Source organism: Phenylobacterium sp. (genome assembly GCF_020402505.1).
Classification (GTDB): Bacteria; Pseudomonadota; Alphaproteobacteria; order Caulobacterales; family Caulobacteraceae; genus Phenylobacterium.
Genome location: NZ_JADBZL010000173.1, coordinates 1 through 9604 on the forward strand (window position 1 = coordinate 1; position 9604 = coordinate 9604).

General features: G+C 69.7%; 3 protein-coding genes. All 3 read left to right on the top strand.

The genetic code is table 11. The features are described from left to right. Nucleotides 1–1012: HlyD family type I secretion periplasmic adaptor subunit (locus IM632_RS11925; RefSeq protein WP_296552383.1), on the top strand; the 1012-nt coding region annotated here is incomplete at its 5' end. 254 nt (nt 1013–1266) lie between these two features. Then, nucleotides 1267–4284: a calcium-binding protein gene (locus IM632_RS11930; RefSeq protein WP_296523109.1), complete on the top strand. Its 3018-nt coding sequence runs from the start codon at nt 1267–1269 to the stop codon at nt 4282–4284. Nucleotides 4285–4660: 376 nt separating this feature from the next. Then, the coding region (locus IM632_RS11935) for a calcium-binding protein (RefSeq protein WP_296552385.1) at nt 4661–9604 on the top strand (4944 nt) is incomplete at its 3' end.

A 9604-nucleotide genomic window follows, 5' to 3' on the forward strand; every position in this document is an offset into this window, starting at 1 on the left:
CCAGGTCGACACCTACGCCGCCCAGGTGGCCCGGTTCGAGGCCGAGGCCTCCGGCGCCCGGCAGATCGCCTTTCCCGCCGAGCTGACCGCCCGGATCTCCGACCCCCGGGTCGGCGCCCTGATCCGCGACCAGGAATTCCTCTTCGCCAGCCGGCTGCAGTTCTTTGACAGCCAGGCCGAGGTGCTGCGCCAGCGCACCCAGCAGATCGAGTCGCAGATGGCCGGCGTGCAGGCCCAGATCACCGCCCTGGACGAGAATGTCGCCCTGACGAAGCAGGAGCTGGAGGGCTACCAGACCCTCTACGCCCAGGGCTACGCCCCCAGGACCCTGATCCTGCGCTATCAGCGCGCCCTGGCCGACCTGGCCGGCCGCCGGGGCGCCCTGACCGCCGAGCAGCAGCGTCTGGCCCAGCAGAAGGGCGAGGCCCAGGTCCAGCTGGCGGCCCTCAGCGATCAGCGAATCAGCCAGTCGGCCGAGGGCCTGCGCCAGATGCAGGCCGCCCTGGCCGACGCCCGGCCCAAGCTGGCCGCCGCCCTCCAGACCCTGGCCGGCGCCACGGTGCGCGCGCCGGTGGACGGCTATGTCCTGAACCTGACCCAGTCCACCGTGGGCGGGGTGGTGGGGCAGGGCGAGCTTCTGATGGCGGTGGTGCCCTCCGACGCGCCCCTGGCGGTGACCGCGCGAATCAAGCCTGACGAGATCGAGGGGATTTCCGCCGGCATGAAGGCCCGGGTGACCATCACCGCCTTCTCCACCCGCCGGGTCTCGCCCTTTGACGCCGTGGTGACCAATGTCTCGGCGGACGAGCTGACCGACGAAAAATCCGGCCAGTCCTATTATCGCGCAGACCTGAAGATCGACCCGAAGGAGCTGGCCAAGCTGCCCCGGGGCGAGACGGTGACCCCCGGAATGCCGGCCCAGGTGATGATCACCACGGGCCGGCGCACAGTGATGGGCTATATCATCGGCCCGCTGACGGACACGGTGAACGCCTCCCTGCGCGATAAGTAGAGGCGCCGAATCGGGTGCGTGACCTTCTTGCATCACCCCTGCGCGGCGCCGCTGAAAACCGGGGGTTTTTGCAGTTGCGCAATTGAATCGCTTGGGCTACGGCTTGTTCGGGCTCGTTTAACCTGCGCCGTGGCACGTCATGTGATGGTCACAGCTTGGGGCTACGGACCGCCGGAACCCGTCCGATGGAAGTGTCCATGGGGTCGTGGCGCCGGACATTTCGTCGGTCCGAGTGAAACACACTGGAGAGAAGAATGACCGCCTACACGTTCGAGACGATCAGCGCCGCAGATGCGTTGGCCTTCGACGCAACCAAGGACACCCTGACGTTCACGACCCCGGGCGCCACGGCGACGGCGGTGACAGTGGTGATCACGGACGCCGCAGCCGGCTTCCCGAATCCCACGCTGGCGTCCTTCGCTCTGACCTTCAACGGCATGACCAAGACCTTCGGCGAGAAGTTTGTCGCCGCCGGCGGCGTCGGTAACGTGACGGGCCAGATCATCTTCCCGGACTCGTCGATGCTCTACGTGGGCACGACCGGAGTGGACAACATCACCGGATCGACGGGTAACGACGCCCTCTACCTTGGCTCGGGCAATGATACCGGCGTCGGCGGCGACGGTAACGACGTGCTCCAGGGCAATATGGGCCAGGACAACCTGTCCGGCGGCGCCGGCAGCGACACCATCTATGGTGGTGCGGACGCAGACGTCATCGATACCGGTTCCGGCGCCAACTGGGTGAACGGCAACAAGGGTGACGACGTCGTGGCCGGCGGCACGGGCGCCGATACGATCTATGGCGGCGCCGACAACGACAGCCTGATCGCGGGCGATGGCGCCAACCAGGTGTTCGGCGACCTTGGCAACGACACCCTGTCGGGCCTGACCGGCGCGGACTCCCTGACGGGTGGCGACGGCAATGACAGCCTGAATGGCGGCAGCGGCGCCAACGTCCTGGATGGCGGCGCGGGCAACGACACGATTGCCGCCACGGGCGGCAATGACGTGATCATGGGCGGCGCCGGCATCGACAGCATTGACGGTGGAAACGGCGCCAACAGCGTTTCCGGCGACGCCGGGACGGACACCATCACGACGGGCACGGGTTCCGATACGATCTCTGGCGGTGACGATAACGACGTCATCACCGGCGGCGGCGGCATGGACAGCGTCAATGGCAATGCCGGCGCAGACTCCATCACCGGCGGTACGGCGGCTGACAGCCTGCTCGGTGGTCAGGGTGGGGACACCATCGTGGCCGACGCTGGCGCCAACTACGTGCACGGCAACCTGGGTGACGATAGCGTGACCGCGGGTTCCGGAGCGGACACCATCCTCGGGGGTCAGGGCGCGGACACCATCAACGCGGGTGAAGGCGGCAACCTGGTCTTCGGTGACCTCGGAAACGACACCATCACGGCGGCGACGGGTTCTGACACCATCAACGGTGGTGACGGGAACGACCGGATCATCCTGAGCGGGACGGGTTCGGACAACATCAGCGGCGGCGCCGGCAATGATACGGTGATCGCCGACCAAACCACGGGCGCCTACATGATCGATGGCGGTGACGGTAACGATACTGTCCTGTCCAACGCGGGCGCCTCTACGGTCATCGGCGGTGCCGGCGACGATACCATCTCGGCCCAGAACCCGACAGTCGGCACCGCTGGCAGCCAATCCCTGCTCGGCGGCGACGGCGCGGACAGCATCACCGGCGCTGATGGCAATGATACCCTCGACCTCGGCGTCGGCAACGATACGGGCGCCGGCGGCAACGGCAATAACGTGGTCAACGCCGGAGACGGTGACGACAGCGTTACCGGGGGTACCGGCAACGACAATGTCAGCGGCGGGGCCGGAAACGATACGATTGTCGTCAATGCCGGCGACAACACGGTCGCCGGGGATGACGGCAACGACGTCATCACGGCGGGCAACGACAATGACGTCATCACCGGTGGTGCGGGCGACGACGACATCACGGCCGGCGCAGGTCGGAACAATGTCGATGGCGGCGCCGGCAGCGACACGATCAACGGGGGCGCCGGCGCTGACACCCTGACCGGGGGTGACGGCAACGACACCCTGACGACCGCGGGTGGCAATGACGTGGTCAACGGCGATGCGGGCAATGACCGCTTCATCTCGGCTCTCGCCGCCAACACCGACCGTCAGACCCTGATCGGCGGCTTGGGTGACGACACCTTCGTGGTGACCGGCTCGGCCTACTCCGTCTCCGCCGACGGCGGCGACGGCGCCGACAGCTACTCCGGCGGCGCGGGCATGGATTACGTGGTCGGCGGCGCCGGCAACGACACCCTGAACGGCGGCGCAGGCGGTCTCGACACCCTGATCGGCGGCGAAGGCGCCGACGAGCTCACCGGCGGCGCGAACGCATCCTCGCTCACCGGCGAAGGTGGCGACGACAAGCTGATGGGCGGCCTCGGGTCGGAGAACCTCTCCGGAGGCGACGGTGCTGACGCCATCACGTCCGGTGGCGGCGCCGACACCATCACGGGTGGAGCCGGTAACGACTCCGTCACCGGCGGTGTGGGCTCAGAGAATGTCAGCGGCGGCGACGGCGCAGACCAGATCACCGGCGCCGGCGGTGACGACACTGTCGACGGCGGCTCCGGCGGTGACAGCATCACCACCGATGCCGGAAATGACGCCATCATGGCGGGTGACGGAAGCGACACGGTCGTTGCCGGCGCCGGGACGAACAATGTCAGCGGCGGTGCGGGCGACGACTCCCTGACTTCGGGGATCGGGGCCGACACCGTGACCGGCGGCGACGGGGCGGACACTATCGTCAGCTCGGGCGCCGGCGCGGACAGCCTCTTCGGCAATACGGGCGGCGACTCGATTGTGGCCGGGGCCGGCAATGACACGATCACCGGCGGCGCAGGCGCCGACACGGTGACGGGCAACGCCGGGGCCGATCGCTTCGTCTTCGCGGCGGGCGACGCCTCTTCCCTTACCGAAGGCGCCATCGACCGGATCACCGATTTCACGACCACGGTCGACAAGCTGTCGGTCGGTGTCGGGGGTTCGGTGGAGACCCTGGTCGCGGCGTCCACCTTCGGAAGCGCCCTGACCGCAGCCACGGGTGTGATCGGCGCCGGGACGTCCAACCTGGTCGTCGTGTCCGTCGGGACCACAGCGACCTATCTGTTCGCGGACACCAATGATGACAACGTGATCGACACTGCGATCTCGTTCAACGGTGTCGTGGATATTGCCGGTGGCGACTTCCTGATCTGACCCCGGTCAGAAGTGAGCCCAAGGATCGGGCCGCCCTTCGGGGCGGCCCTTTTCTGTTGCGCACAGCCCGCTTTGAGGGGTCTGCAACCCCCCGCGGCGAACCTGCCCCTGAGGCACGGAGGGTCTGCGACCGCCTCCTGTTCACCGGTCAGGACACAGGCGTCGCCGCCTTCCCTGTCATCGTTCTGCAGACGCCACCCATCACGGGGTCACCCGAGCGGAGGTCATCGCCCGGGCGCCCCTAAATTATGGGGATAAAGGCGAAGACTCGCCTTGTCCCACTGCTGCACGACGCTAAATCATTAAGCTCTGCACAAGATTTGGAATCAGGTGCTTGGCGTGGGTCGCCGGATGTCCGGCTGGCGGGGGACGAATTGTGGCGACGTATACCTTTGAGACGATCACGCCTGAACAAGCCCTGGCCTTCACCGCCAGCGACAGCCTGACCTTCTCCACGCCGGGGGCCTCGGCGTCCATGGTGCAGGTGGTGTTCGTTCCCCTGCCGGGCCTGCCGGAAGATCTGCCGTCTCTCCAGCCCCGGATCGCCCTGACCTTCAACGGCGTCACCCGGGAGTTCAACGCCTCCGCCCTGGCCGGATTTGGGGGCCTGACCGGTCAGATCATTTTTCCGAACTCTTCCATGCTGTTTCCCGGCACCACCGGGGCGGACTGCATTCTGGGGACGGCCTGGGATGACGGCCTCTATGGCGGCGAGGGCGCCGACACCTTCGCGGGCGGCGAAGGCTCTGACGTTCTGCAGGGCAATTCGGGCGCGGATTCACTGACCGGCGGGGTGGGCAACGACACCATTTACGGCGGCCGGGACAATGACCGGATCGAGCTGGGCGCCGGGGCCAACTGGGCCAACGGCAATATCGGCGCCGATACGGTGATCGCCGAGGCCGGGTCCGACACCCTGCTGGGCGGTCAGGACGGTGATGACCTGCGCGCCGGGGACGGCGACAACTTCGTCTCGGGGGACCTGGGCGATGACACCGTCACCGCCGGGAGCGGATCGGACACCGTCAATGGTGGCGACGGCGCCGACCGGCTGGCGGCGGGCGAGGGCGCCAACCGGGTGGACGCCGCGTCCGGGGCGGACTGCGTCTCTGCAGGCGCGGGCGCCGACACGGTGATCGGCGCCGACGGCGCGGACACGATCAGCGCCGGCGCCGGAAACAACAGCCTCACCGGGGACGGCGGCGATGACAGCCTGACCGCGGGGACCGGCGCCGACACGATCACCGGCGGGGCCGGCGATGACCGCATCCTGGCCAACGGGGGCGGCGACAGCGTCAACGCCAATGTCGGCAATGACACCGTGGTGGCCGGGGACGGCGCGGACAGCCTGCTGGGCGGACAGGGGAACGACACCCTCTTCGCGGGCGACGGCGCCAACTATGTTCACGGCAATCTGGGGGACGACACCGTCTCCGCCGGGGCCGGCGCGGACACCGTGCTGGGCGGCCAGGGGCAGGACAGCCTGTCGGCGGGGGATGGCGCCAACCTGGTCTTTGGCGACCTGGGCGACGACACCCTGACCATCGGGTCCGGCTCCGACACCGTCATCGGCGGGGCCGGGAATGACCGGGTGGTCATGACCGGCGCCGGGGCCGGCGGGGACAGCGTGAACGGCGGCGACGGGGACGATACGGTCGTCGGCGACGGGGCCACGGGCGCGGCCATGATTGTGGGCGGGGCGGGCGCCGACAGCCTGATCTCCAACGACGGCGCCTCCACCGTGCTGGGCGGCGACGGGTCCGACACCCTGGTCGGGGGCGCAGGCGCCTCCTCGCTGACCGGCGATGCCGGTGACGACCGGATTTCCGGCGGCGGGGCCTCGGACACCATCACGGCGGGTGACGGGGCCGACAGCGTGACCGGCAACGGGGGGTCCGACCGGATCGACCTGGGAACCGGGGCCGATACCGCCCTGGCCGGCGCCGGAGACGACTTGGTCCAGACGGGCGACGGGTCCGACAGCGTTCAGGCCGGAGCGGGGGCGAACACCCTGTTCGGCGGTCAGGGGGACGACACCCTGCTGGCCGGGGCCGGCTCTGACATCGCCACCGGGGACGACGGCCACGACCGGATCGATGTGGGCGCCGGGGCCAACAGCGTCACCGGCGGGTTGGGCAATGACACCCTGACCACCGGAACCGGCGCGGACTCCCTGCTGGGCGGGGACGGGAACGATTCGATCATTGCCGGCGGCGGCAACGATACGGTGGATACCGGCGCAGGCCACGACACGGTGATCGGCGCCGGGGCCACCGGCACGGCCACCTTCATGGGCGGCGGCGGAGACGACCTGCTGGACCTGTCGGCGAATTCGGGCGGATCGGTCCTGGCTTCCGGCGGCGAGGGGGCGGACGACATCCGCGGCGGCGCGGGACTGGACTTCTTCAATGGCGGCGTGGGCGCCGACACCCTGGACGGCGTCGGGGGGCAGGACACCCTGGTCGGCGGCGACGGCGATGACCTGCTGAAGGGGGGCGCGGGGGCCAGCTCCCTGACCGGCGACGCCGGGAACGACACCCTGAACGGCGGCGCGGGCGCCGAGACCATGCTCGGCGGTGACGGCGACGACCGGATCACCTCCAGCGGCGGTGACGACAGCATTCTCAGCGGGGCGGGGTCGGACACGGTCCTCGGCTCCGCCGGGGCCGACACGGTTCTGAGCAGCGACGGCAACGATCGCGTGGAGGCCGATGCGGGAGCCAACCTTCTGGAGGGCGGCGACGGCGCCGACACCCTGGCGGCCCTCGGGGGCGCCGACACCCTCACGGGCGGCGCCGGCAATGACAGCCTGAACGCCGATCTGGGGGCCAACTCCGTTTCTGGCGGCGCGGGCGCCGACAGGCTGGTGGGCGACGGAACCCTGAGCGGTGACGACGGCGCCGACACCCTGACCGCCTCGATCGGCGCCGGCAGCCTCTCCGGCGGCGACGGGGCCGACATCCTCTCCGCAGGGGACGGCGCGGACACCCTCGCTGGCGGCTCGGGCGCCGACACCCTGACCGGCGGCGACGGCGCGGACATCTTCATCATCCGCAGGGGGGAGAGCGGCGGCCAGACCCCTGAGACCATGGAGATGATCACCGACTTCGACGCCGGCGTCGGCGACGAGCTGGATCTGGGCCGGCAGGGTATCGCCGCCTTCACCTCCGAAGATGCGCCGACCTACGCCTCGGCTCTGATCCAGGCCCAGGGCCTGATCTCTTCAGGCCTCTACGACCTTGTCTTCACCTCGGTGGGGGGGACCGACACCTACGCCTTCGCGGACACGGACAACGACAACCAGATCGATATCTATGTGCGCCTGGTGGGCGGCAGCCTCACCTCGCCGATCGTCGGCACCCCCTTGCCGGACACTCTGATCGGCAATGGCGGCCCGGACAACCTCAGCGGGTTCAGCGGCGCGGACCTGATCATCGGCGACAATGATCCCCTTGTCGGCGGCGCCGACACCCTGGATGGCGGCGTCGACAACGACACTGTGAACGGCGGCCCCGCCAGTGACCAGCTGATCGGCGCTGAAGGGGCGGACAGCCTGGTGGGCGGGGTGGGCGACAACCAGCTGGACGGCGGCCCCGACGCCGACACCCTGACCGCTCTCGGCGGCGCCGACACCCTGTCCGGCGGCGACGGCAACGACATTCTCGACCCGGGCGACGGCGCCAACCTCGGCTTTGGCGGCCTGGGCAATGACACCATTACCGGAGGGATCGGCAGCGACACCTTCCTGGGTGACGATGGCGAGGACAGCGTCACCAGCGGCGATGGCGCCAACAGCCTCAGCGGCGGCGCGGGGCTGGACACCCTTATCGGCGGGGCCGGGGCCGACACGGTGCTGGGCGGCGCCGGCGACGACCGGATTCTCAGCGGCGGGGGGGCGGATTCCGTCGACGGCGAGGCCGGCGCGGACCTGATCGTGAGCGGCGCGGGCGCCGACACGATCAGCGACACTCTGGGCGCGGACAGTCTGGCCGGGGGGACCGAAAACGACTCGATCGTGGGCGGCGGCCCCGACGGCGACAGCCTCATCGGCGAGGCCGGGGCGGACACCCTGTCCGCTGGAACCGCAGCCGACACCCTGCTGGGCGGCGACGGCGACGACCGCATTCAGGCCGGTGACGGCGCCAACCGGGCCGAGGGCGGCCTGGGCGCCGACTTCATGCTGGCCGGAACGGGCGCCGACTCCCTGTTCGGCGGCGACGGGAACGACACCCTGGGCAGCGGCGACGGCGACGACACCCTTTCGGGCGAGACGGGCGCCGACAGCCTGACAGCCGGGGCGGGCGCCGACACCGTGCTGGCGGGCGACGGGAACGACACCCTGGACGGCGGCGACGGGGCCGACACCCTGTCTGGCGAGACCGGGGCCGACAGCCTGACGGCCGGGATCGGCGCCGACTCGGTGCTGGCGGGCGTCGGCAACGACACCCTGGACGGCGGCGACGGGGCCGACACCCTGGTCGGGGATTCGGGCAACGACACCCTTTCCGGCGGGGCCGGGGCCGACAGCCTGATCGCGGGGGCCAACGACGACACCTTCCTCTTCACCGCGACGACCGATGCGGCGGCCGGGGAGGTGGTGGACGGGGGTTCGGGCACCGATACCGTCCGCGTGACGGGCGCCACGGTGTTCGACCCGGGGGTCACCTTCACCCAGGTGGAAAACCTTGTGGCCGCCGGGGTCACAGCGACGGTGGACACCACCCAGCTGGCGGCCTTCTCCTCGGCCACCGGGACGGGGGGATCCTCCGCCCTGGTGGTCAATGTGGCGTCCGGCGCGACCTACACCCTGCCGAACCTGACCTATACGAACCTGTCGGTGAGAATTGTCGGGGAAGCGGGTAACGAGAACATCACCGGCTGGACCGGGGTGGACTCGATCCTGGGCCAGGCGGGGAACGACACCCTGGTCGGTCTGACCGGGGACGACACCCTGGTCGGGGATACGGGCAACGACTCCCTTTGGGGCGGGGCCGGGGCCGACAGCCTGACCGGCGGCGCCAACGACGACATCTTCCTCTACACCGCCACCAGCGAGGTGAGTGCGGGCGAGGCTGTGGACGGCGGAACCGGGACCAATACGGTGTCGCTGACCGCCTCCATCGACATGACCGGGGCGACCTTCAGCAACATCTCGGCGGTGACGATCGGCAGCGGGCTGACGGGGACCTTCTCCGGGTCGCAGCTGACGGGCCAGACCTTTACCATGAGCGGCGTCACCGGCGGCGCGGTGGAGACCCTGGTGGTGAACGTGGCCTCCGGGACGACGGCGAGCCTGGCGAGCCTGGGGACGATCAGCGAC